22 protein-coding genes and 1 tRNA gene are annotated in these 24502 nt (G+C 33.5%); 8 read left to right on the top strand and 15 right to left on the bottom strand.

The features are described from left to right. Nucleotides 1-121: 121 nt before the first annotated feature. Nucleotides 122-1615 carry a hypothetical protein gene (locus ACFSC2_RS06925; RefSeq protein ID WP_379817046.1) on the bottom strand — a complete coding sequence of 498 codons (1494 nt, stop codon included), beginning with the start codon at nucleotides 1613-1615 and terminating at the stop codon, nucleotides 122-124. A gap of 264 nt (nucleotides 1616-1879) precedes the next feature. Here ACFSC2_RS06925 and ACFSC2_RS06920 point away from each other — a divergent pair, with 264 nt between their 5' ends. From ACFSC2_RS06920 to ACFSC2_RS06905, 4 genes are all read left to right on the top strand, one after another. Then, on the top strand, nucleotides 1880-2311 hold the full coding sequence (locus tag ACFSC2_RS06920) for a PaaI family thioesterase (RefSeq protein ID WP_379817047.1): 432 nt from the start codon (nucleotides 1880-1882) through the stop codon (nucleotides 2309-2311). Between the two features lies 1 nt (nucleotide 2312). After that, nucleotides 2313-3377, top strand: a complete 1065-nt coding sequence (locus ACFSC2_RS06915; RefSeq protein ID WP_379817048.1) for a chorismate-binding protein — start codon at nucleotides 2313-2315, stop codon at nucleotides 3375-3377. Between the two features lie 91 nt (nucleotides 3378-3468). Next, nucleotides 3469-4185: a bacillithiol biosynthesis deacetylase BshB1 gene (gene bshB1, locus ACFSC2_RS06910; protein WP_379817049.1), complete on the top strand. Its 717-nt coding sequence runs from the start codon at nucleotides 3469-3471 to the stop codon at nucleotides 4183-4185. Nucleotides 4186-4253: 68 nt separating this feature from the next. Beyond that, a tRNA-His gene (locus ACFSC2_RS06905) sits at nucleotides 4254-4327 on the top strand. Between the two features lie 213 nt (nucleotides 4328-4540). Here ACFSC2_RS06905 and ypfJ read toward each other — a convergent pair. The 7 genes from ypfJ to ACFSC2_RS06870 form a co-directional block, all read right to left on the bottom strand. After that, the gene (ypfJ, locus tag ACFSC2_RS06900; RefSeq protein WP_379817050.1) at nucleotides 4541-5389 is read right to left on the bottom strand and encodes a KPN_02809 family neutral zinc metallopeptidase; all 849 of its coding nucleotides are present in this window, start codon (nucleotides 5387-5389) and stop codon (nucleotides 4541-4543) included. 99 nt (nucleotides 5390-5488) lie between these two features. Beyond that, nucleotides 5489-9538, bottom strand: a complete 4050-nt coding sequence (locus ACFSC2_RS06895) for a PAS domain S-box protein (RefSeq protein WP_379817051.1) — start codon at nucleotides 9536-9538, stop codon at nucleotides 5489-5491. Nucleotides 9539-9630: 92 nt separating this feature from the next. Further along, entirely contained in the window at nucleotides 9631-10425 is a 795-nt protein-coding gene (locus ACFSC2_RS06890) for a hypothetical protein (protein ID WP_379817052.1), read from the bottom strand. A 120-nt stretch (nucleotides 10426-10545) separates the two neighbouring features. Then, entirely contained in the window at nucleotides 10546-11874 is a 1329-nt protein-coding gene (locus ACFSC2_RS06885) for an aldehyde dehydrogenase (protein ID WP_379817053.1), read from the bottom strand. 75 nt (nucleotides 11875-11949) lie between these two features. Then, the gene (locus ACFSC2_RS06880; RefSeq protein WP_379817054.1) at nucleotides 11950-12639 is read right to left on the bottom strand and encodes an RluA family pseudouridine synthase; all 690 of its coding nucleotides are present in this window, start codon (nucleotides 12637-12639) and stop codon (nucleotides 11950-11952) included. Nucleotides 12640-12897: 258 nt separating this feature from the next. Further along, nucleotides 12898-13716: a 3-methyl-2-oxobutanoate hydroxymethyltransferase gene (gene panB, locus ACFSC2_RS06875; protein ID WP_379817055.1), complete on the bottom strand. Its 819-nt coding sequence runs from the start codon at nucleotides 13714-13716 to the stop codon at nucleotides 12898-12900. A 195-nt stretch (nucleotides 13717-13911) separates the two neighbouring features. Next, a complete protein-coding gene (locus tag ACFSC2_RS06870; RefSeq protein ID WP_379817056.1) occupies nucleotides 13912-15339 on the bottom strand; it encodes an L-serine ammonia-lyase in 1428 nt (475 codons plus the stop codon). Between the two features lie 295 nt (nucleotides 15340-15634). On the opposite strand from ACFSC2_RS06870, the gene ACFSC2_RS06865 reads away from it, so the two are divergent. The 4 genes from ACFSC2_RS06865 to ACFSC2_RS06850 all read left to right on the top strand — a co-directional run bounded on the left by ACFSC2_RS06865 (nucleotide 15635) and on the right by ACFSC2_RS06850 (nucleotide 19641). Continuing rightward, a complete protein-coding gene (locus tag ACFSC2_RS06865; protein WP_379817057.1) occupies nucleotides 15635-17782 on the top strand; it encodes a cation:proton antiporter in 2148 nt (715 codons plus the stop codon). Nucleotides 17783-17853: 71 nt separating this feature from the next. Beyond that, on the top strand, nucleotides 17854-18213 hold the full coding sequence (locus ACFSC2_RS06860) for a VOC family protein (protein ID WP_379817058.1): 360 nt from the start codon (nucleotides 17854-17856) through the stop codon (nucleotides 18211-18213). A gap of 67 nt (nucleotides 18214-18280) precedes the next feature. Continuing rightward, on the top strand, nucleotides 18281-18940 hold the full coding sequence (locus ACFSC2_RS06855; protein ID WP_379817059.1) for a class I SAM-dependent methyltransferase: 660 nt from the start codon (nucleotides 18281-18283) through the stop codon (nucleotides 18938-18940). Nucleotides 18941-18942: 2 nt separating this feature from the next. After that, entirely contained in the window at nucleotides 18943-19641 is a 699-nt protein-coding gene (locus tag ACFSC2_RS06850) for a VanW family protein (protein WP_379817060.1), read from the top strand. 6 nt (nucleotides 19642-19647) lie between these two features. Here ACFSC2_RS06850 and ACFSC2_RS06845 read toward each other — a convergent pair whose 3' ends face one another. The 7 genes from ACFSC2_RS06845 to ACFSC2_RS06815 all read right to left on the bottom strand — a co-directional run bounded on the left by ACFSC2_RS06845 (nucleotide 19648) and on the right by ACFSC2_RS06815 (nucleotide 24470). Continuing rightward, entirely contained in the window at nucleotides 19648-20331 is a 684-nt protein-coding gene (locus ACFSC2_RS06845; protein WP_379817061.1) for a 2'-5' RNA ligase family protein, read from the bottom strand. A gap of 6 nt (nucleotides 20332-20337) precedes the next feature. After that, nucleotides 20338-20706 carry an iron chaperone gene (locus tag ACFSC2_RS06840; RefSeq protein WP_379817062.1) on the bottom strand — a complete coding sequence of 123 codons (369 nt, stop codon included), beginning with the start codon at nucleotides 20704-20706 and terminating at the stop codon, nucleotides 20338-20340. Nucleotides 20707-20936: 230 nt separating this feature from the next. Further along, on the bottom strand, nucleotides 20937-21404 hold the full coding sequence (locus ACFSC2_RS06835) for an SRPBCC family protein (protein WP_379817063.1): 468 nt from the start codon (nucleotides 21402-21404) through the stop codon (nucleotides 20937-20939). Between the two features lie 151 nt (nucleotides 21405-21555). Beyond that, nucleotides 21556-22137 (bottom strand): LOG family protein, encoded by a 582-nt coding sequence (locus ACFSC2_RS06830; RefSeq protein ID WP_379817064.1) that lies wholly within the window; start codon nucleotides 22135-22137, stop codon nucleotides 21556-21558. A gap of 50 nt (nucleotides 22138-22187) precedes the next feature. Further along, entirely contained in the window at nucleotides 22188-22709 is a 522-nt protein-coding gene (locus ACFSC2_RS06825) for a GNAT family N-acetyltransferase (RefSeq protein ID WP_379817065.1), read from the bottom strand. 62 nt (nucleotides 22710-22771) lie between these two features. After that, nucleotides 22772-23299 carry a GNAT family N-acetyltransferase gene (locus tag ACFSC2_RS06820; protein WP_379817066.1) on the bottom strand — a complete coding sequence of 176 codons (528 nt, stop codon included), beginning with the start codon at nucleotides 23297-23299 and terminating at the stop codon, nucleotides 22772-22774. Between the two features lie 52 nt (nucleotides 23300-23351). After that, on the bottom strand, nucleotides 23352-24470 hold the full coding sequence (locus ACFSC2_RS06815) for a lactonase family protein (RefSeq protein WP_379817067.1): 1119 nt from the start codon (nucleotides 24468-24470) through the stop codon (nucleotides 23352-23354). Between the last annotated feature and the right edge of the window lie 32 nt (nucleotides 24471-24502).

The following is a 24502-nucleotide window of genomic DNA, read 5'->3' as shown; positions in this document are numbered from 1 at the left end:
TGTTTTTAATTAGAAATTTAATTTTGGCAAGATTACAGTTTTAAAGAAAAAAAGATGTTAAGCCATGATTATTTTTAATAGCTATAGAAGAAAAAAACTCTAGTCTCAACTTTTGATACATTTACTTCGGAAAATCTTTACTTTGATAAGCTCCCAAATCAGGTGGAGAAGTTCTCGTAATTCCTAAAATATCAGTTGAAATTATATACGCCTGATTTCCTTTCGCGAAAGCGGCAGAATTTTTATCAATATTCAATTTGTTTTGATTGATATTGTAATACTTCGGATTTTCATTCAAAATAATATTATTGTAATGCACAGCATCTGTTTTAAATTGATAATCGGGATTGGTTGTTGAACTGCTGAATTTTAGAAGACAATTATTCAATTGATATACAAAAGCAGCATTGGCATTTTTACTTAAATTAAATTCGTTGGTTGCAGAACCGTAAATAATGCAATTGTTAAAAGCAGCTTGTGTCAGCGGATTGGTTTCTGGAGTTGCACCTACCAGATTATTACTCAGATTCACTGCAAATTGTGAACTTCCAGACCAATTGTTATTAAAAGTACAATGTGTGAAACTGTAACTTCCACCATAAACACATGAAAGAGAGGCTAGTCCACAATAATTTACGGCAATGTTTTCGCCATTAATTTGAGCGTTTTGAGCTAATATTCCATATTGAGCGCAATTGTAAAGCTGTGTATTTTTAATTTGAACAATATTGTTTGGACTTTTGAAATCCAAACCAATTGTTGCATTTTTTAAAGTTAAATTAGTGATAGTATGGTTTGTACTTCCGTCAGCAAATAAAATAGAACCCCATTGTCCTGGGATATTAGAATAAAGAGATTCTAGTCGATCGCCTTCAAAAACGACTTCATTTTCTAGTTTTTCAGTATTCGATTTACTTCCGTTAATTTGAAGAGACGCATTATTATCGACATAAATTCCAGAATTAGCGTGAAAATGTACGCGCGATCCCGCTTCAAAATGGATAGTTTTATTTTGAGGAACTCCAGCATAACCATAAATCACATAAGGTTTTTGATTTGTAAAAGTCAGTTCATTGTCTTCCAAATAAAATCCGTCAACATCTTTGTCGTCAATTTTTATTTTCTCTTTTGAGCCGTCAGGATTTTGTTTTGGAAAAAGAAAAACAGCATCTTGAATCAAGGTAACCAAAGCAACTTCTTGAAGATTAGCACCGCTGTCAAACTGAATTTCATCAGTATATAAAAAATCTGTTGGATCAGCGTCTGTAATATCGGCTGTTGTTTCTATAAAAATATACAAACTGTCTTTTGCCAGAAGTGTAACGTTGTTAAAAATCTTTCCATTATTGCCAGACATTCCGTCAACGGTCATTCGGTATTTTGAATTTAAACCTTTTTTTAATTGAATGATCGGAATCGAGATATCGTCTTTACTTTTATTGTAAACTTTTAATTGATAAGTGCTCGAACCAATATTCTTAAAAACAGTATCCAAATAAACAGTATCTCTGGAAAACTTTAAATCTCCTGAACTCGCAACAGTATCAAAATCAGTTCGGCAAGAACTCAAAGCTATGAATAAACTAAAAAAGAAAAGTATAAAGTATTGACGCATTTAGATATGTTTTTTGCCAGAGATTAGATTTTTTTTTCAGCTACAAATTGCACAAATTCTACAAATTATTGAAGCCTCCGAATTGGTGGAAATTTGTGTAATTTGTGGCTAAAAAAATACTTTTAAGCCAAAAGATTGTTTTTAATTCTTTTTGTAAAAATAACAAAAAACTGACAAGTTCATAATTGATTTTTAATTTTAGAATCGGATTTTTCGATTTGTGTCTTATCTTTCTTTAATTTTACGATTTTAAAGAATATTTTAATGAATTATACAAAAGAACAAATTTTAGCGCACTGTAATGAGTTTTCTAAAAATACATTAATGGAAACGCTGAAAATTGAATATATCGACGCTGGAGAAGATTTTTTGACAGCAAAAATGCCAGTAAATCCTAGTGTTCACCAGCCAATGGGATTACTTCACGGAGGAGCTTCTGTTGCTTTGGCGGAAAGTGTAGGAAGCGCAGCCTCATTCTTTTTTATCAATCCGAAAGAACAAGAAGTACGCGGAATTGAAATCTCAGCTAATCATCTAAAAAGTATTCGAGAAGGTTATGTTTTTGGTACAGCCCGAATTATTCATAAAGGCAGAAGTCTGCATTTGTGGGAAATCAAAATTACAGATGAAGCAGGAAATTTGGTTTCGCTCTGTAAATTGACCAATATGGTTTTGGATAGAAAGAAAAATGAGTAACATGAAAGATTTTTTTTCTAAAATTAAAAAACATTACGAGCAGCAATTACCTTTTATACTTTATTTAAAACCAAATACCTCAAAGATTGTCGGTTTACTGCAGCAAAATAATACGTTGCATAAAGTTGAAAACTTCACTGAAAAAGGGTTTGTTTTCGCCTCTTTCGATGAAAAACAATTGATTTTAATTCCAGAAAGTGAATCAGAATTAATCAGCGCTGAGAAAGAGATTACCATTTTTGACTCTATCGAAATAGATGATCAGGATTTTGATCCAGAAGCAAAATTTCAATATGAATATTTAGTTGCACAAGGAATCAACGCTATTAAAAATGAAGAATTCAAAAAAGTAGTTTTGTCTCGAAGTGAAGAAGTGCCTTTGTCTGAATTCGATTTTGCAGAAGTTTTTCAGCGATTAACATTTCTATATCCTGCCGCTTTTGTGTATTGCTTTTTTCATCCTAAAATTGGTTTTTGGATGGGAGCAACACCAGAACAATTATTAAAAGCAGACGGAAATGAGTTTGCAACAACAGCTTTGGCTGGAACTCAAAAAGCATCTCCAGAAACTCAGGTGGTTTGGGAGCAGAAAGAAAAAGAAGAACAGCAATTTGTAACTGATTTTATTGTCAAAAGACTTAAAGAATTTGTTTTGTCAGTTTCGGTTACAGAACCGTACAGTTTTAGAGCAGGTTCGATTTGGCATATTAAAACTGATATTTCGGGTATTTTAAATGATAATTCCACTTTAGAAGAAGTAATCGATACACTGCATCCAACCCCAGCCGTCTGCGGATTGCCAAAGAAAAAAGCAAAAGCTTTTATTTTGGAGAATGAAAACTACGATAGAACTTTTTACACTGGTTTTCTGGGCGAATTAAACAGCAGTTTTGCCGGCGAATCCAGAAGTTCAGATTTATTCGTAAATTTACGAAGCATGCAGATTCAGGACAATAAAGCGATCTTATACATGGGCTGCGGTATTACAAAAGAAAGTATTCCAGAGAAAGAATGGGAGGAAAGCGTCAATAAATCCATGACGATGAAAAGAGTTTTGAAAAAATAGAAAACAGAAAAAAAGAGTAAAGAAAATAGATTAAAGTTCAATTTGAATTTTTGAGAATTGAAATTGATTTTTGATATTGATATTGTAAAATATGAAATTAGATATACTAGCCTTTGGCGCACATCCTGATGATGTTGAATTGGGCTGCGCCGGAACAATTTTAAAAGAAGTTTCCTTAGGGAAAAAAGTAGGTATTGTAGATTTAACGCGCGGCGAATTAGGAACGCGCGGAACGGCCGAAACCCGCGATGAAGAAGCAAAAGTTGCTGCGAAGATTTTAGGCGTTGTAACGCGCGAAAACCTGCGTATGCGCGACGGCTTTTTTGTTAATGATGAAAAGCATCAGTTAGAAGTCATAAAAATGATTCGCAAGTATAAACCAGAAATTGTTTTATGCAATGCAATAGACGATCGTCATATTGATCATGGAAAAGGAAGCAAACTAGTTTCTGATTCTTGTTTTTTATCGGGTTTAATGAAAATTGAAACTACTCTTGATGGCGAAAAACAAGAAGCTTGGAGACCGAAAGTAGTGTATCATTATATTCAATGGAAAAATATCGAACCAGACTTCGTTGTAGATATTACTGGTTTTGAAAAACAGAAGATAGAAGCGGTTGCAGCATATAAAACGCAATTTTACGATCCAGATTCAAAAGAACCTGCGACACCAATTACGAGTAAAAACTTTTTTGAAAGCTTAAATTATCGTGCGCAAGACTTAGGAAGACTAGTTGGGAAGGATTTTGCAGAAGGTTTTACAGTTGAAAGATGTTTGGCAGTCAATAGCTTAGAAAATTTATTGTAAATTTTTCATTTTTTTCTTTGTAGAACTCAACCTTTGTTCTATATTTGCACTCGCTAAGCAGAAAAATGGTGGTTGTAGCTCAGCTGGTTAGAGTAGCGGTTTGTGGTGCCGCGGGTCGCCGGTTCGAACCCGGTCAGCCACCCAGAAATCAAAGCCTTGAAGAAATTCAAGGCTTTTTTTGTGCTTTTATTTTTTTAAACCATATAAGTTCATGTAAGTAATTTAAGTTTTACTTTTTTTAAATAAGACTAACTTAATCGCATCTAAATGAACTTATATCACTTATATGGTTTAAACAAAAAAAAGCACAACTGTAAGGCTGTGCTTTTCGCGGTTATTATATTTGGTTTATGTATTATCTTATTTCATCAAATGTAGTTCCTTGTTTGATATCGCCGGTTTTAAATCCTTTTTTGAACCAGTACATTCTCTGTTCTGATGTTCCGTGTGTAAAAGAATCTGGAACTACGTGTCCTTGCATTTTGCTTTGAATAGCATCATCACCAACTGCATTTGCGGCGCTTAAAGCTTCTTCTATATCTCCAGCTTCAAGCTGTTCTTGATTATCATGAGCCCAAACACCAGCATAAAAATCGGCTTGGAGTTCTAAAGCTACTGAAAGTTTATTGGCTTCAGCTTCGCTTTTGCCTTCTTGCTCTTGACGCATTTTGGCAGAGGTTCCTAATAATGTTTGAATGTGGTGGCCAATTTCGTGTGCAATTACATAAGCGATTGCAAAATCACCTCCTTTGGCACCGAATTTTGTTTTTAATTCTTCAAAAAAGCCTAAATCCATATAAACTTTACGATCTCCTGGACAATAAAACGGACCAGAAGCTGATGATGCGCCACCGCAAGCTGTGTTAACAGAGCCTCTAAAAAGAACCAATTTAGGTTTCTCGTATGTCATGCCGTTTTCAGCAAAAATTTTCGTCCAAGTGTCTTCATTATATGCCAGCATCACTCGAACAAATTTTCCCATTTCTTCATCTTCCTTGCTCAAAGGGGCTGCGGCTTCAGTTTGCTGCGGTCCGCCTTGCATTTGTTCTAAAGCAGATCCGATCGTTTGACCTGTTTCTCCGCCAAAAACATTTAATAGCAAAATGATAATCCCAATAACACCACCGCCAATAACGGCTTTTCCGCCAGAAATTCCTCTTCTGTCTTCAACATTATCACTTTCTCTTTTGCCTAACCACTTCATATTGAATTGTATTAAAAATTTTTAGATTTTTTGCTGTACGAATTTATATATTTTTTATGATAAATTTCACATTCAGAACAATTATGTGCTAATAATAATTTATCGCAGCCATTTTACTAAAGCTTCTTCTACAGTTCCTTTCATAATAGGCTTAGAAATATAATCATCCATTCCGGCAGAGATGCATTTGTTTCTTTCTTCTTTTTCTGCGCCGGCTGTAACGGCGATAATAGGAATATCACGCCCTTTTTTTGTATTTCTAATCGCGCGGGTAGTTTCGTAGCCATTCATAATTGGCATTTGAATATCCATAAAAACGATCGTTGGGTTTATGCTTTCAAATCGCTGTACTGCTTCGTAGCCGTTCTCACATTCGAAGATATAAGCATTGCTGTATAGATTTTTGATTATCGTTTTTAAAAGCAGCATATTGACTTTATTGTCTTCTACAATTAAAAAGGTGATGTTTTTCTCGTTAGGTTCGTTTTCTTCGGATTCTATGTCTAAATTTAAACTTTTGATTTCGGCGTTGTATTTGTCGTTAATGCTTTGATTACTTGTTTTTAAACTCAAATCAAAATAAAAAGTACTGCCTTCTCCAATTTTACTTTCGAGCTGTAAACGGCTTTCCATTAATGCCAAAAGTTGATTCGAGATTGTTAGTCCTAATCCAGTTCCGCCAAATTTTCTTGTTGTAGAACTGTCTTCCTGAGAAAAAGCTTTAAATATTTTCTTTTGATTTTTCTCTAAAATTCCAATTCCAGTATCAATAACAGAAAAGCGAATAACATAATTGTCGTTTTTGTCTTTTCCTAAAACAGAAACATTTAGTTTGATTGATCCCTGATTTGTAAACTTGACAGCGTTAGAAAGCAGGTTAATTAAGATTTGTTTTATTCTAACGATATCCGTCCAAATATATTTTGGAACATCTGAATCAACATTCAATTCAAGTTGGAGATTTTTTTGATTCGATTCATAAACAATCAAATCAAAAACCTGCCCGAGTACTTTTTTAATATCATATAAATCAATAAAAAGTTCTAGTTTTCCTGCTTCAATTTTTGAAAAGTCTAAAATATCATTAATAATTTCAAGGAGTGAATGTGCCGATTGATTGATTGTAGTCATATATTTTTCCTGAATTTCTTCCAATCCAGTTTTCATTAGCAGATGGGTAAAACCAATTATTCCGTTAAGCGGTGTTCGAATTTCGTGCGACATATTGGCTAAGAAATCCGATTTAGATTTATTTGCCGCTTCCGCTAATTGTTTGGCTTTAATGGCGTCTTCGATTTCTTTTTTATTGGTAATATCAAAATAAATACCGCCGACAAACTCAATTTCATCATCTTTCTTAATAACGTCGCCAAATTCTTCAACCCAAATGTATTCGCCTGTTTTTCGTTTTATTCGATACACATTATGGAGAGGCATTCCCTTCTGCAGATTGTCAATTTGATTGTTGATGACTTCTTCTTTATCATCATGATGAATCAACGAAAGAAAAGATAAATTATTTTCTATAAACTCCGATTTTGAATACCCTGTTAGGTTTAAGACTTCGTCATTTAGAAAGATCTTAGTAGAAAATGCGTCAAATTTTGATAAATAAACTGTTCCTGGGATATTGTTGGCGATTAATTTGAATTTTTCTTCACTTTCTAAAATTCGGGTTTCGTTTCGATTTCTTTCTAATGCCGACGAAATATTATTGGCTAAAACCTGAAAAATATAAATTTCTTCTTCAGACCATTTTCGTTCCTTGGTGCAATCATCAAAGCCAATAAAACCTGTAAATATATCGTTGATAAACAAAGGAAGAATCAGGATCGATTTTATTTCGTTGTCTATTAAAAGCTGTTTAAAATAACCATCTTCTAGTCGTCTGGTAAGCGTATTAAGGATTTTTTTGTTTTTTGCGGCATCATAAATCTCTTGCAGATTTTCTTCCGTCATATGACGAAGCGGTGTAATTTGATGCGCAACACCCATTCGCGACCACTTGTATTTCTGGCATACCGTATTAGAACTAAAATCTCTTTCGTAATAATACATATGATCTACTTTAGCCGCTTTTCCGATCAAATCATACGTTTCCTGAAACATTTGCTGTGTGGTTTTACTCAACAAAAATTTCTCTGTACAAAGTGAAAGTGCATACAAAAGCTGACTTTTAAATTCTAATCTTCGTTCTGCTTCTAATCGCATCTGCGAAGAAATCGCTAGCGAAATTACATCTGAAATGGTTCGGGCATAATTGATATCTTCGTTATCCCATTCCCGTTTTTTTTCGGTGCTTTCAAAACAAACGACTCCTGCCAATTGTCCGCTGAAAAAAATTGGGACATCTAGCATTGATTTAATATGGTTTTTTGTAAAATAAACTTTTTCAAATTCAGAAGTTTCTAATTTATTAAAAACGTCTGGAGCATTTATTATCGCTTTGTTTTTTAGTGTTTCAAAATAAATTGGATACGATTCTTTATCTAGAATATTTTTGTCGCTCAAACTCTGATTGTCAATACTGTAAAGGTTTTTGCAGCTGATTAAATCTTTGTAATATTTCCAAAAACTCACACGATTGGTTTTGCTTACAATTGCTGCTTCTTTTATGATATAATCAATTACAGTGTCGAGTTCGTTATAACTGCTAAAGTCAGTTGTAGATAATTTTTTGGTCGAATTGTTGTAAGCTTCAATTTTTTCGAGACGTCTTTTTTTCTCGTTTTCAATGTTTTTAATTTCGGTAATATCCCTTGCAATTCCTGAAAAACCAATGGTTTGCCCAGATTCATTTTTGCGGACAATAATTTTTTGCGAAATCCATAATTCTTCGCCGTTTTTCTTTACGATCGGAATTTCAATTACGGGATATTTATGGGTATTAAGAACGATATTCTCGTAAAAATCAACTGCATTATGGATGTAACTGTCATCAATAAAATTTGAATAATGCTGTTTGATGATTTCTTTTTCGGAATAACCTAAAGCAGCGTAGGCAAATTCATTTATAAATGAAAAATAACCGTCGCTGTCAATTTCAAATATGATATCGGTTGCGGTCTGAATCAGGTTTTTGTATTGATCTTGAACTAAAATCTGCTCTGTTACATCTTGTCCGATGCTGATAATGAGGTCTTCAGAGAATTTTTTGTCTTTCCACTGAATGTATTTAAATTCGCCGTTTTCGTTTTTAAGTTTTCGAATATAAAGTTTGTCTTCGGTTATAAATTGATCTGGCTTTTTTAAAAATTCGACATCTTCGGTAAGTTCCCAAAACTTCAAACCCATAACTGCTTCCGGCTGATAACCTAGAATTGGTGTTATGGTTTCGCTGCAAAAAAGTATTTCTCTTTTTTGATTGGATGCAATGGTAAGCGAATTTCCTTTGTGAACAATTTCACTGGCAAATCTAAAATTATCGCGATTGTTCTGCAATACTGCATATTTAACTTGATTAATGATGAAAATCAAGATGCAGAAATTGATTAAAAGAATCGAAGATTTTATCGGAATCAATTGTAAAGCTACCGTTACAATTAAAAAAGTAAAGACAAGACCAACAAAAAACCAATAAATTTTAATGGGTTTTAGAATGTTGTAGGAGAAGAAAAACGATATCAGAAAGACAATTATCGGCACAACGTCATTTGAAAGTAAAATGATATTAGAGCCGACATAACTCATGTAAATAAAGAAACAAAAGATAAAAATCTGCTGAATATGCTCTCTCAGCCATTTTACACGGTCTGTTATAGCATAAATAATAAGAACAGAAACACCAATGGAAACATTAATAATAAGTAAACTTTTAGGTCTTATTTTAAAGATTTCGTTGATGATTTCGATAACAATAACCGCGATTCCGAAGAATAAAATGTAAAGCTGGTATTCGCGGCTTACGGTTTCTTCTTCTTTCTTTTTTTCAATGAAATTACCAATCTTGGCTTTGATCCTGAAAAACTGATAAACCAATAATGATAAAAATCCCAGCAGCGACAGACCTAACAAGATAAGTTTCGGATTATTGTAGAAAATAATATCCGAATTAAATACATACCAGTTTGTCATAATTGATTTCAGGTTATTACCAAAATTGGTAATTCCTGGTAACAACGAACTGAAAAAACTATAGGCTGCTGCCATAGAATTTGGGGTATGTTGGTTAAGTAAACAGCCTTTAAGGATTCTTAAAAAGAGTTGGTGAATCTCTTCGTTGGGTTAAGAATACTCTGTATTTAATCTAAATCCTTTTGACCGATAGTATCAATCGAATTTTCTTCTTCTTCTCTAGTAAAAATTTCGTAATAAGCAGCGTAAATCATAGATGTATTAAAAACAATCGTAAACAATACTCCTACACCGCAGGCAAACGCACCGACAGCAGAACCAATAATTCCGAGAAGGAATGCTCCAAAAATCACCAATGGATTTTTAGTGACAAGTACTATACTTCCTTTAATTGCATCGATTGCTTTAAGATTTCCGAATACAATCAGCGGGACTGTGAAATACATGAAGAAGTTGATGAAAATTGAAATAGCAACACCCACAAATACAAGACCTGCACTTTCTAGTGTATTTGCAATTGCATTGTTTACAGCACTTACAATTAGCGTTGTAACAAATAGCTGCGCAAAATAGGGCGCTTTGTAGTAATGGAAAATGTTCGAAACTTTAAATTGAATGTCTTTAGCTGCCGAATCGGCCATTTTAAAAAAGCCTGCACCAAATGGGGCAAAGAATGCCGAAGCAATAGAAACACCTATTGTAGAGATTAGTATTTCATTTAAAGTTAATTTTGATGGCTGCATGCTTTCCAAAATAACTTTAGATACATTTTCTAAGCCGTAAACAGCTCCTAAAACGACCACCAAAATAACGCCTATTATAAAAGAAAAAACTAATATTATTAAGGCAGAATAAAGTGTTATTTTTTTGAAATTTTCAAAAGCATTATCAATAACACTAGAAAGATTTAATGTATAGCCATTTCTTTTGATCTCATCAATTTTGTCAAGTGTAGATTTCATTTTAATGTAAAGTTGTTTTATAGACTTATGTGTTTAGCTCGTTACGTTGTCGTAAATATAATATTTTTAATCAATTCCGTCTAAAAATCTACAAAACATAACGAAATTGTTTTCCAACATTTATAACCAGTCTAAAAGACGTTTTATCGAAGCTAATTTGTCTTTGTAAGGCGCGTAACGCATAGGAAGATCAAGCCAATTTCCTTTTTTAACCATGGCTTTGTGATGCGAAAAAGTATCGAAACTCAACTGACCATGATAAGCACCCATACCGCTGTGTCCAACGCCGCCAAAAGGAAGACGTTTATTAGAAAAATGAACAACTGTGTCATTAACACAACCGCCTCCAAAAGAGTATTGTTTGATTAATTTTTTAACGAATGAATTATTTTCACTAAAAATATAAAATGAAAGAGGTTTCTCATAACGACTTACCACGTTTTGAATGTCGTTGTCGTTTTCATAAGTTAGAATTGGTAAAATCGGACCAAAAATTTCTTCTTTCATTACTGGGCTATCCAAATCGGGTTCTTCGAGAAGAGTAGGAGCAATGTATAATTTGTCAGGATTGCTTTCTCCTCCAAACAAAACATTCTCGTTTTGAATCATATTTGTCAAGCGATACCAGTTTTTGGTATTTATAATTCGGGCGAAATCGGGAGATCTATCTATTTTTTTACCGTACGCTTTTATAATTTCTTCAATCAAATACGTAATGAAATTAACTTTCATATTTTTCTGAATCAAAATATAATCGGGTGCGATGCAGGTTTGTCCGGCATTTATAAATTTTCCCCAGACGATTCTTTTTGCTGCCAGTTTTAAATCGGCTGTTTCGTCTACTATACACGGATTTTTTCCGCCCAATTCTAAAGTAACCGGAGTCAAATTCTCAGCAGCAGCTTTTGCTACAATTTTGCCTACAGCGATACTTCCGGTAAAAAAGATATAATCCCAGCGTTGTGCCAATAGTTTATTAGAAACTTCGACTCCGCCTTCAAAAACTTCAACATGATTGATGTGAAAAGTCTTTTCTACGATTTTTGCAATAATAGCCGATGTGTGCGGCGTAAGTTCTGAAGGTTTTAAAGTAACACGATTTCCTGCAGCAACGGCCGCGATCAAAGGGCATAAAGCAAGTTGAAAAGGATAATTCCAAGGAGCAATGACTAAGACATTTCCGTAAGGTTCTTTGTAAAGAAAATCGCTGGAAGGAAAGTTAAGAAGTGATGGAAAAACACGTTTGGGTTTTGCCCATTTATTAATGTTTTTAATCGTTTCTTTAAGATCTGAAATGACATAACTAGTCTCAGTAACAACAGCTTCGAATTCTGGTTTTTGAAAGTCATCATACAAAGCTTTAATAATTAAATCTTCGCTTTTCTGAATATTATACAGCAGCTTTTTAAGCGTTTCTCTTCGATATCCGATGTCACTTTTATAATCCATTTTTCGATCAGCTTGTTTTTTCTCTATGCAAGTTAATCGATTCTAATTAAAAAAATAACAATTAAATCATAAAAATCAGACAGCATTCCAAATCGGATCGTCTGGAGTTGGAGCAATAATTGTAATGTCTTCTTTTGAAACAGGATGTACAAAGGTCAGTTTTCTTGCATGAAGATGAATACCGCCGTCTGGATTACTTCGATCTGCACCGTATTTTAAATCGCCTTTTATAGGAGAACCAATTGCAGTTAACTGTGCGCGAATTTGATGATGACGTCCCGTATGAAGATTGATTTCTAAAGCCGTATAATTTTGAAGTTCTTTTATAATAGTATAATCCAAACTCGCTAATTTGCTGTCTGGAACTTCTTTTAAATGTGCTTTGGAAGTATTGTTTTTTTCGTTTCGCTTTAAATAATGAACCAATTTTGCTTTTGGTTCTTTAGGTTTGTTTTTGACAACGGCCCAGTATGTTTTTTTGGTTTCACGATTGCTGAACAATTCATTCATTCGCGAAAGCGCTTTACTAGTTCGTGCAAAAACCACGATTCCAGTTGTAGGTCGGTCTAAACGATGAATTACGCCTAAAAAAACATCTCCGGGTTTATTGTATTTTTCTTTGATGTATTCTTTCACAATATCAGACAAAGGTTTGTCGCCTGTTTTATCGCCCTGTACAATGTCACCAACACGTTTATTTACGACAATAATGTGATTGTCTTCGTGCAGGATTTGGAGATTATTTTTGTTGGAAAGAATTTTCAAAGTTGAAAAATTTTAGATTTTAGAATATAGAATATAGAATATAGAATATAGAATATAGAATATAGAATATAGATTTTAGATTTTAGATTTTGAAAAAGTTTGGCTAAAGCCTACGACAGAACTTAAAAAATACCTCCAGCTAAAGCTGGAGGCAATTAAAATTATTTTTGAAAAGCTTTGAATCTTAAACTTTGTGTCTTAGAGTCTTTGCTGCTAAAAAAAACTTAGAATCTAAGAATCTCAGAACCTTAGCAACTTTTAATATTGTTCTTTATTATTAGGAAAATCACTAGACTTAACATCAGCAGCATACTGACCGATTGCTTTCGTCATTTCATCATATAAATTTAAATAACGACGTAAGAAACGCGGGCTGAATTCATTATTCATTCCAAGCATATCGTGAATAACCAAAACTTGTCCGTCAACGCCTCCGCCGGCACCAATTCCGATAACAGGAATCGAAATGCTTTCTGCAACTTGTTTTGCAAGATCAGCAGGGATTTTTTCAAGAACCACTGCAAAACAGCCAATTTTTTCGAGCATTTTTGCGTCTTCAATTAGCTTTTCAGCTTCTTCCTCTTCTTTTGCACGAACGCTGTAAGTTCCGAATTTGTAGATCGACTGAGGTGTTAAACCCAAATGTCCCATAACTGGAATTCCAGCATTTAATATCTTTTTGATTGATTCTCTAATTTCTTTTCCGCCTTCTAATTTTACAGCATGAGCGCCGCTTTCTTTCATGATTCTGATAGACGAACGCAAAGCTTCTTTAGAGTCAGATTGGTAACTTCCAAAAGGTAAATCAACTACAACCAAACCTCTTTCTACTGCGCGAACAACAGAAGAAGCATGATAAATCATTTGGTCTAAAGTGATTGGCAGTGTAGTTTCGTGACCCGCCATTACATTGGAAGCCGAATCTCCCACCAAAATCACATCGACTCCGGCAGTATCAACAATTTTAGCCATTGTGTAGTCATACGCCGTAAGCATAGAGATTTTTTCTCCATTGCTTTTCATTTCAATTAATGACTTTGTTGTGATTCTTTTATAATCTTTTTTTGCTACTGACATTTTATGTTTTTTTTTGAATATGTAAAAGTATTGAATAAATGTAAAACGAAGATCAGCAATAAAAGAATATTTAGATGCTGAGAAGTTTTCCGTTTCTAAATTCGAAGTTTATGAAGTTGTTTTTTAGCCGCGAATTTCACAATTTTCAAAACTTGTAAAAATTTTTTAATTCGTAAAATTCGCAGCTAAAAAAAATCAGCAATCTGCCATGTTTACAGCAATCGCAAGACCACCTTCTGAGGTTTCTTTATATTTTGAATTCATATCTTTTGCAGTTTCCCACATCGTATTAATAACTTTGTCTAACGGTACTTTTGCATTTTTAGAATCTGTTTCAAGAGCCAATTCTGCTGCATTTATCGCTTTTATAGCGCCCATCGTATTTCTTTCGATACACGGAATCTGAACCAAACCTCCAATAGGATCACAAGTTAATCCTAAATGATGTTCCATTGCGATTTCTGCTGCCATAAGAACCTGAGCCGGAGTTCCGCCCATTAGTTCGCAAAGTGCCGCTGCGGCCATAGATGACGAAACGCCAATCTCTGCCTGACAACCGCCCATAGCTGCAGATATAGTAGAGCCTTTTTTGAAAATACTTCCGATTTCGCCGGCAACCATCAAAAATTGTTTGATTTCTTTTTCGCCTGCATTATGGTTTTCAATCACCATATAATACATTAAAACTGCTGGAATCACACCAGAACTTCCGTTTGTAGGTGCTGTAACCACACGGCCTAAAGACGCGTTTACTTCATTCACGGCAAGTGCAAAACAGCTGACCCATTTTAAGATCTGGCGGAATTTGACTTCGGTTTTTCTAATTTCTTCCAGCCAAGACTGCGGATCATTATAATTTGATAAACCAATTAAGTTTTGATGCATATCAAAAGCTCTTCTGCGAACGTGCAGACCACCTGGAAGAATACCTTCAGAATGGCAGCCAATATACATACATTCTAACATCGTGTTCCAAACACGCATTAATTCAGAATGAACTTCGGCTTCTGGACGCATTGAGATTTCATTTTGATACACAATTTCAGAAATCGATTTGTTTTCAGAAATCGTATAATTCAACAATTCAGCTGCGTTTTGAATTGGAAACGGAAAAGCACATTTTATAACTTCTTTCTGTTTAGCATTGCTGCGTTCTTCTTTTACAACAAATCCGCCTCCGATGGAGTAGAAAGTAGATTCATACTCCGAATCGTCCGCTTTGTAAGCCGTAAATTTTAATCCGTTGGCATGAAAAGGAAGAAAGTCTTTATTGAAAACAATATCTTGAAGAAAGTAAAACGGAATCATTTTTCGGTTTGCTAAATTGATTTCGCTTGTAGTTTCGATTTTCTTGATAATTCCGGCTATATCATCAACTGGAATATATTCGGGATCTTGACCGCTTAAACCCAGCATTACGGCCAAATCGGTAGCATGTCCTTTTCCTGTCAAAGAAAGAGAACCGTATAAATCAACTTTTACTCTAGTGATTTCGTCTAAAATTGCTTCGTCTTTTAACTCTTCTAAAAAACGTTCTGCAGCTCTCCAAGGTCCCAAAGTATGTGAGGATGAAGGGCCGACACCAATTTTAAGCATATCAAAAACTGAGATACATTCTTCCATTGTTTTAATTTTGTTATCACAAAGATAATTGAATAATGCAACGAATTAATATCTTTTATTATCAATCTTGCGTATTTGTTAAAAAAAATATTAAATTTTAATAATTCAGCAACGAAATAAATTTAATTGCTTAATATGCGGTTTCCGTAAAAAGTTCGCTAATTTTCGGTATTTTTGTACGGAAGTGAGGCCAAAAAACCTCAATTCTTTTATTAATACTTTAGGGATTTTGTTTTAATTCTGAAAAACGTCTTTTTACAAATTATAATACCGCAAAGAAGATTAAAGTTACAATATGATAGAATTTTTCAGGCATTTATTACAGGAATTCGAATTACCTCTAACCAACCCAGTATTGATTTTTTCGTTAATACTATTTATAATTCTGCTCTCTCCAATTTTACTAAAAAAAATAAATATTCCAGGTATCATTGGGCTTATACTTTCTGGTGTTGTAATCGGACCACATGGATTTAATATTCTGGCCAAAAATTCGGCAGTCGATTTATTCTCAACCATCGGACTTTTGTATATCATGTTTATAGCGGGGCTTGAATTGGATATGAATGAGTTTAAAGCCAACAGAAACAAGAGTTTGTTGTTCGGTTTTTTTACGTTTATTTTACCACTTACGATAGGTTTTCCAGTTTGTTATTATCTGTTACAATACGATTTTAATGCAAGTTTCTTAACGGCAAGTATGTTTGCAACGCATACTTTAGTTGCATATCCGATTGTGAGCAAACTTGGAATTGCTAAAAACCAAGCGGTTGCAATTACTGTTGGAGGAACAATTTTGACCGACACAGCTGTTTTGATTATTCTGGCGGTAATTATGGGAAGCAGTCAAGGAAATCTTACTCAGGCGTTTTGGCTTAAATTGGGAGTTTCCCTGGCTATTTTTTCAGCAATTATGTTCCTTTTGATTCCGAGAGTCGCTAAATGGTTTTTTAAGAAATTAGAAAGTGAAAAACATGCGCATTATATCTTTGTACTTTCTGTAGTTTTCTTTGCCGCGTTTTTGGCAGAAGTAGCAGGAGTAGAGCCAATTATCGGCGCATTCGTGGCAGGTTTGGCATTAAATCCGTTAATTCCGCATTCATCTGCTTTGATGAATAGAATTGAGTTTATTGGAAATTCATTATTTATTCCGTTTTTCTTGATTTCTGTCGGAATGCTGGTAGATATAAGTGTTATTTTGAGCGGACCAACAGCTTTAATTGTTGCTGGAACTTTAAGTGTTGTAGCCATTTTTGGAAAATGGATTGCAGCCTTTTTTACTCAAATTGCTTTTAAATATACCAAAACAGAACGCCAGTTGATTTTTGGATTGAGCAGTGCACACGCAGCAGCCACTCTTGCTGTAATTTTAGTGGGTTATAAAGCTAAAATCTTAGACGAAAATATCCTTAACGGAACCATTATTTTAATTCTGATTACTTGTATTGTCGCTTCATTTGCAACCGAAAAAGCGGCAAAAAAAATCGCTATCTGCGAAGAAGAAGTTTCGCATGAAGACGCAGGAAAAGATTTCATGCTGGACGAACATATTTTGATTCCGCTTGCAAAAACATCTGCAACGGCAAGTTTGTTAGATTTTGCTTTATTGATTAAAGATAAAAAATCGGCAAATCCTGTGACTTTATTGACGATTGTTCCGAATAACAATCAGGCTGAAAAGAATATTTTGAAATACAGAAAAGCCGTTGATAAATTTGTAATTCAAGGTTCGGCATCAGAAGTAAAAATAAATACTATTGCCAGAATCGATCATAATCCGGCGAGTGGAATTGCTAGAACGTCTAAGGAAATTATGTCGGATATTGTGATTATCGGATGGCCGAGAAAAACAGGTTTCTTAGATAAAATTTTTGGTGAAAATGTCGACTCAATTATCAATAACGTTGACAAAAGTCTTTTTATCTGTAAATTAGAAAAGAATTTCATTGAAGAAAAAAGACTGGTTTTTGTTTGTCCGCCATTTTCAGAAAGAGGAAAAGGGTTTCATTTACTGTTGCAGAAAATCTGTCGTTTATCTCAGGAATTAAGTATTCCGATTATAATTTATGCTGAATATGGCACACATCAAATCATTCAGCAAATTGCCTTAAATTTGAAATTAAATGCAAAATTAGGCTTTAAGAGTATCATGGATTGGGAAGATTTCGAAAGTATTTCAGACGAAATAAAACCTACTGATTTAGTTGTTTTCAATCTTTCAAGAAAAGGTTCAGTGTCTTATCAATCGATCTTCGATAAATTACCTCAGAAATTCGAAAAATCGTTCCCAGATAACAATGTAATCTTAGTATATCCGCAGGACGACCGACAAGAAAGCGCGATGGATGCATACGAAGATTTTACTTCGACACCTCTAGCAAAAGGTATTGAAGCAATTGAACAGATTGGTCGAGGTATTGGAAGTATTTTTAATAAAGGTTAATTTTACTAAAAAGTTAGGTAAAAATTAAGGCTAAATAAGGAAAAAGCGGTTTACTAATTAAAATATTTTATATGAACCACAACGCCAAATCAATCCGTCCGTTTATCGGTTCCAAAGATTTTCAAATCTCCAGAAAATTTTACCAAGATTTAGGATTTGAAGAAACTGTTTTAGCAGCCAATTTTTCTGTTTTTAAAACAGGAGAAATCGCTTTTTACCTTCAGGATTATTACGATAAAAATTGGATAGAAAACACGATGATTTTCTTAGAAGTTGATGATGTCGAAAGATATTACAACGAACTTTCAGCTTTAAATCTTACTGAGAAATATGGCGTAAAGCTAACACCAATTCGTTATGAAGAGTGGGGAAGTGAATGTTTTCTGCACGATCCATCTGGAGTTTTGTGGCATTTCGGAAAGTTTAAATAACTCCTAAAATAAACTTTGTTTTAAGTAAGAATAATTTTATTTTCGTCTATAGTTTAAAAGCAAAAAAATGGATGAAATTATAAATTATTATAATGATTTGGCAGGCTCTTACGATGAAAATCGGTTTGATAATACTTACGGAAAATTTATAGATCTTCAAGAGCGTACTATTTTAGATAAAATAATTAATCCAGAAGAACACAATGTTGATTTAGCATGCGGAACAGGAAGACTTTCCAATTATGCGCAAATCGGTATTGACGCAAGTGCAGCAATGGTTGAGATTGCTAAAAAGAAATTTCCAGAAAAAATCTTTCTTAAAAACGAAGCCGACGCGCTTGATCTGGATAATGATTCTGTAGATACGATTCTGAGTTTTCATTTTTTCATGCATTTAAATGAAATTAAAACGAAAAAAATATTAGCAGAATGTAATCGAGTTTTAAAAAAGAACGGCCGCATTATTCTGGATATTCCGTCAAGTAAAAGAAGAAAAATTCTTGGCTACAAAGCAAATAATTGGCATGGCGCAAACAGTTTGAGCATTGCTGATTTTAAGCAGCATCCCAATTTTAAAGTCAAAAGAACATTTGGTGTTTTATTTTTTCCGATACATCGATTTCCTAACTTTTGCAGAAGATTTTTTGTAAAGATAGACTCAGTTCTGGCAAATTCTTTTCTAAAAGAATACAGCTCGTATTTAATTATTGAATTGGAAAAGAAATAAATATGTGGCGACAATTCAAAATCAGATTAAAAATAGCAAACAGATTTAGAACAGATCTTTTTAATAAAGATTTGTTTAAATATGCCGTTGTATCTAATGATAATTTACATTTTGATTATGAAATTTCAATCGAGCAGGAAATCAAAAAAAATGCAGGTTTTGAAAACAAATTGTATAATCTAGAATTGGCCGCCAAAAAGATAAATCAATACGTTTTAAAACCGGGACAAATCTTTTCGTTTTTTAAAATTATCGGAAACCCAAAATTTCATTTTAAAAAAAGCAGAACGATAGTAAATAATGTGATTGTTGAAGATGTTGGAGGCGGCATTTGCCAAGTTTCTGGAATAGTGTACCAAATAAGTCTGATTGCAGGATTAGAAATTCTAGAAAGGCATAATCATTCTATCGATATTTATACAGAAGAAACAAGGTTTACTCCTTTAGGAACGGATGCGACAATTGTATACGGTTATAAAGATTTAAAAATTAAAAATAACTTTTCGTTTCCTGTAAAATTTCAAATACATATAAAAGAAAATTCTTTGCATATTAAATTATTAAGCACACAAAGTATTCAGAAAAAAGAATTGTTTTTTGAATCGGCCATTAATGGAAATAACATAGTTGTAAATATATTTGACAGTGATAGAAAATTACTCAATCAATCAAAATATAAAAAAATGAATCATCATATTTGACAACGATTATCTCAAGCCAAAATCTCCTAAAACTCGTGTATTACTTTTACGCTGATACCAATCGTTATAAACCAATTCTAAGTTTTTAACTTCAAATTCTCCAAAATCATAATCACGATATTTTTCTGAGATTTCGATTAACTTCTTCGGATCTTGAAGTTTATCCTGAAAACGCATAACTGTGGCATGCGCTGCAGAAATAGTATATCGGCTGTCTATACTTTGTTGTAAACCAGAATTTTTGAAGTTTTCGCGTAATTTATTTCGTAAATTATTTAAAGTTTCATCAGTTGGAAATCCCTGAATCATAATCGCTGATGGAGATGCTGTTATGCCTTTAAATTGAATTTTAATACGGTCAACTTCAACCAGACTTTTACAGATGATTTCGATATAATCGTTTGGTGAAATTTGGTTTAATGCAAATTCTTCCGAACAAGAAATAATAGACATCACGGTGATATGAATGTCAGAATCGGGATAAAAATACTGCTCAGGTTCTGCTTTTCTTAAATCGTAAAGTAATAATTGTATTTCTGATTTTATTTCGTCGCTTGGACGAATAAGCAGTGTAATTCCAAATCTAGAATCGGATTCATTTTTAATAAGTGAGTCGATGGAATATTTTCCGTCTAAAATAGCTTCTTTGGCAGTTTTGTAAAGCTGATCGTAATGTTCTTGTAAGTTCATTGAGAATTATTTCTTTTTAGTTTTCTCCAAATTCTCTTTTACTCTAAATTTTACAATTCGTGTAATGAGATCAAAAGGCATCGGATCTTTTAACGGAAATTGTACAGAACCTTTTCCAGATTTATATTTCGAAAGTTCTTCGCGAAAAGTTTCATGTCCGCTCGGAAGCGCATACAAACCAATATGATTTTTAAAAGCAGCAAAATAAACTACAATTCCGTTTTGCTCAAAAGCCGGCATTGAATAGCTGATTTTCTCCTTTGCTTCTGGAGCCGCTTTCTGAATTGTCATCCTGATTTTCTCTAAAATCTCCTGAACATCATTCGGAAATGCTCCAATATATTCGTCGATATTTTCGGGTTTTTTAACTTCCATTTTTTTTTGTTTCAGGTTTCAGGTTCAAAGTTTCAGGTTTTGTTGGGATGTGAAATTAAACGCAAAGTTCGCAAAGATTTTTGTTTGGTGGTTTTATAAAAAGGCAAAGTTCGCAAAGCGATATGTGAAAAACTTAGCGTGCTTAGCGTAAATCTTTGCGCACTTTGCGGTTAAATATAAGTTCAAAGTAAAGAACTTGAAACTTAAAACTTCAAAACCTGAAACAAAACCTAAGCTAATCCTTTCGGAAATCGATCAAGAACTAAATTCAATATTATTTTATGTTCCAAATATGCTTTTGCTCCTGCTAAAACCAATGTAAAACCTTCAGTAGAATTTCTGACTTGATCTATAATTTTATCGGTATCGCCATGAAATCCAGAATTTGTAATGCTTACAAAAGTTTCATTTTCGTTTAACGGACTAAAAATCCATTCAACCAAAGTGGTTTCGTCTGGATTTCCCCATTCTACGACAATTTTTTTATTTTCCTGTAAAACCAAAGTCGTAACCGAAAGCGAAAAACCATACATCTCCCAAGTCCATTCTGTTTTTTGGTTTTCTTCTAATTTTCCCGATCCTTTCGTAAACCAAAATTTATGGGTAATCTCTGGATCAATAAAAGCCTGAAAAACTTCTGAAACAGGTTTTCGAATCAGCATTTCGGCCTTCGCATATTTATTGTTTTCTGTTTTCATCTTTTTAAAATTGTGAATGATGAGTTATGAATTATTGGTTGGAATTTTGAAAGAAATGTAAAGATAAGGCTATTTTTTTACATCTAACTCTCAGCCATTATGTTATATAGTATAACAGAAAATTTATAACTCATCATTCCTAATTAAAAAATTAAACCTCTTTCTTCTCAATCCATTTTCCAACAGTCGGTGCCGTATAATTTTTCATTTGATACAATAAATCATCAATGTTATCACTTACCAAAAGCATTTTTTGATTGACTTCTTTTAACAAACCTTTTTCGGTCATCGTTTCGAGCAAAGTAATTAATGCATCGTAAAATCCGTTAATATTTAAAATCGCGATTGGTTTTTTATGAAGTCCCAGCTGTGCCCAAGTCAGCATTTCAAAAAGTTCTTCGAGCGTTCCAAAACCTCCGGGAAGAGCAATTACACCATCGCATAAATCGCTCATTTTGGTTTTTCTTTCGTGCATGCTTTCCACCAAAATTAATTCGGTTAAACCTAAATGCGCGATTTCTTTAGAGCGTAAAAAGTCCGGAAGAACACCAATTACTTTTCCGCCAGCTTGTAAAGCACCATCAGCAACAGCGCCCATTAAACCGACGTTTGCGCCGCCGTAAACCAATTCTATATTTTGTTCTGCCAAAGTTTTTCCAACTAAAACGGCTTGTTCTTCATAAATTTTGTCTGTACCAAAACTAGAGGCACAGAAAACGGTTATTCTTTTCATTATTTGTGTAAGGTTTAATATAAAAGTTTGATGTGTAAACGGAGACTAATTTATTTGCGCAATTCGTATTCAAAAAAAGGTACCTCTACACCATTTATTGTAAATGTCATATCATTGATTTTTGTTGCTCCAAGTTTTAAAACAGCTTTTTGAGAACGGAAATTTTCTGCCCCAACATGAAAAAGGATTGAATGAACATGCTGAAAAGCATAATCGATCATTAATTTTTTGTTGGACTCATTATAAGGTCCGCCCCAATATTTTCTGGTTATAAAAGTGTAACCAATTCCAACACTCGATTTTTCGGGATTGTAATCATAAAAACTTGTCGTTCCCATTATCTCATTAGTTTCTTTGTCGAGGATTAAGAAGGAACTTTTTGTTTTTATGATTTCAAGAAAAGCACTAAATCCTTCTCTTGTATGTCGATCTTTTACAGGATTTTGTTCCCAGATTAAAGGGTCGGAAGCCGCTTCAAATAATGCTTCAAAATGTTTTTCTTCTAACGGAATTAACTTTGTGATTTTGTTTTCTAAGAAATCGGGCTGTAAATTGAAGTTTGATAGTGACATTTTTTTCTTTTAAATAATGGTTAAAATTTAAATTCTTCTACTCAACAATTACGAATCGTTCTTTACTTTTTTATTCTGTAAACAAAATTATGTCGCGAAGGCTCATTATAATATGCCATATTGATTTCGTCTATTTTTTCGGCACCTAATTTTTCTATTGCTTTTTGCGAACGGAAATTTTCGGCACCAATATGAAAATGAACTTTATCAGCGGCTTGAAATGCATAATCCAGCATCATTTTTTTTACTTGAGAATTAAATCCTGTTCCCCAAAATTTTCTTCCGTAAAAAGTATATCCAATAAAAATACTTTTATTTTCGGGTTCGTAATCGTAAAAACGGGTACTTCCGGCAACTTCGTTTGTAGTTTTGTCGATAATAAGAAACGCTCCTTTGCTTTCTATTGCGCCTTCAAAAAAGTTTAAAAATACTTCTTTTTCATATCGGTTTTTATTCGGATGCTGTTCCCAAATTAACGGATCTGAAGCCACTGCAAAAAGATTTTCAAAATCAGTTTCTTTAAGCGGAACTAATTTAATGGTCTCATTTTCTATTATTTCGGGTTGTAAATTTAAAATTGGAGTATTCATTTTTTTATGTTTTAAAAGTGGTTTTGTTTTGAAATTCAATGACAAATACTATTTATATCTTTTTTATCTGAACACAAGAGACATTTTCCATTTTAATTTTACTTATTTTTTTCAGCATTCCAGTTTCTGGATTTCTTTTAAAAATAGTTGCATTTCCAGAAAGCACATTGGTAACAATTAAAAAATTTCCGCTCTCATCGAGTGCAAAAGTTCTGGGATGATTTCCGTAAGTAGATTGATAACCAATGTTTTTTAAAAGTCCGTTTTCGTCAATAGAAAAAATAGCAATGTTATTTTCTTTACCGCGGTTTGAAGCGTATAGAAATTTTCCGTCGGGAGAAATATGAATGTCAGAACTTTCAAAACCTTCTTTTATTTTTTCGGGATGCGCTGCAATACGCTGGATTTTATTTAAAACACCATTTTCGTAATTATAAACACTTATTTGTCCAGCCATCTCTTCAATACAATATCCGAATTTTTGATTGGGATGAAACGTAAAATGTCTTGGTCCCGCTTCTAAATCGGTTTTGGTAAATGGTGTTGTTGTTTCAACCAAAGGCTTTTTCAGATTTTCATCAAAGGCGTAACAACGTATTTTATCGGCTCCTAAATCGGGTAAAAACAAATAATCATGGTTTGGAGAAAATACAGCCGAATGTACGTGCGAACGTGTTTGTCTGTCTTTGTTTACACTTCCGTCCTTATATTGAAAATTCTGTGCAAGCGAATCAATTTTGCCATTTTCTAAAATTGGATGAACCGCAACACTTCCTTCTGTATAGTTAGCGTTTACAAGCCATTTTCCGTTTTTATGAACCGACAGATACACAGGATTTTCTCCACCGCTGGATTGTTTGTTTAAAAAAGTAAGCGATTTTTTTTCTGGATTGAATTCAAAACTGCTTACACTTCCGGCATTTGGCGTTTTGGTTTCTGTGCAGGCATAAAGATATTTTCCGTCTGGCGAAAGCGTTAAATAGGACGGATTGATTATGTTTTTAACCGATGTTATTTTCTTTGGATTTCCCTTCATATCCAATTCGTAAACCTGAATCGATTCGGCATTTACATCACGATTGTAGGAACCCAGGAAAACATAAGTGTTCTGGGCATTTCCTTGAACGCTGAAAAGGAAAATAAAAAGGAAAAATTTTAATAGCTTATTCAATTTATTTTTGTTTTAAGAGATATCGATTAATT

The sequence above is a fragment of the Flavobacterium artemisiae genome (assembly GCF_042678225.1).
Lineage (GTDB): Bacteria > Bacteroidota > Bacteroidia > Flavobacteriales > Flavobacteriaceae > Flavobacterium > Flavobacterium artemisiae.
Note: the sequence above shows the minus strand (reverse complement) of the source record. Positions and strands in the feature narration are given on the sequence as shown.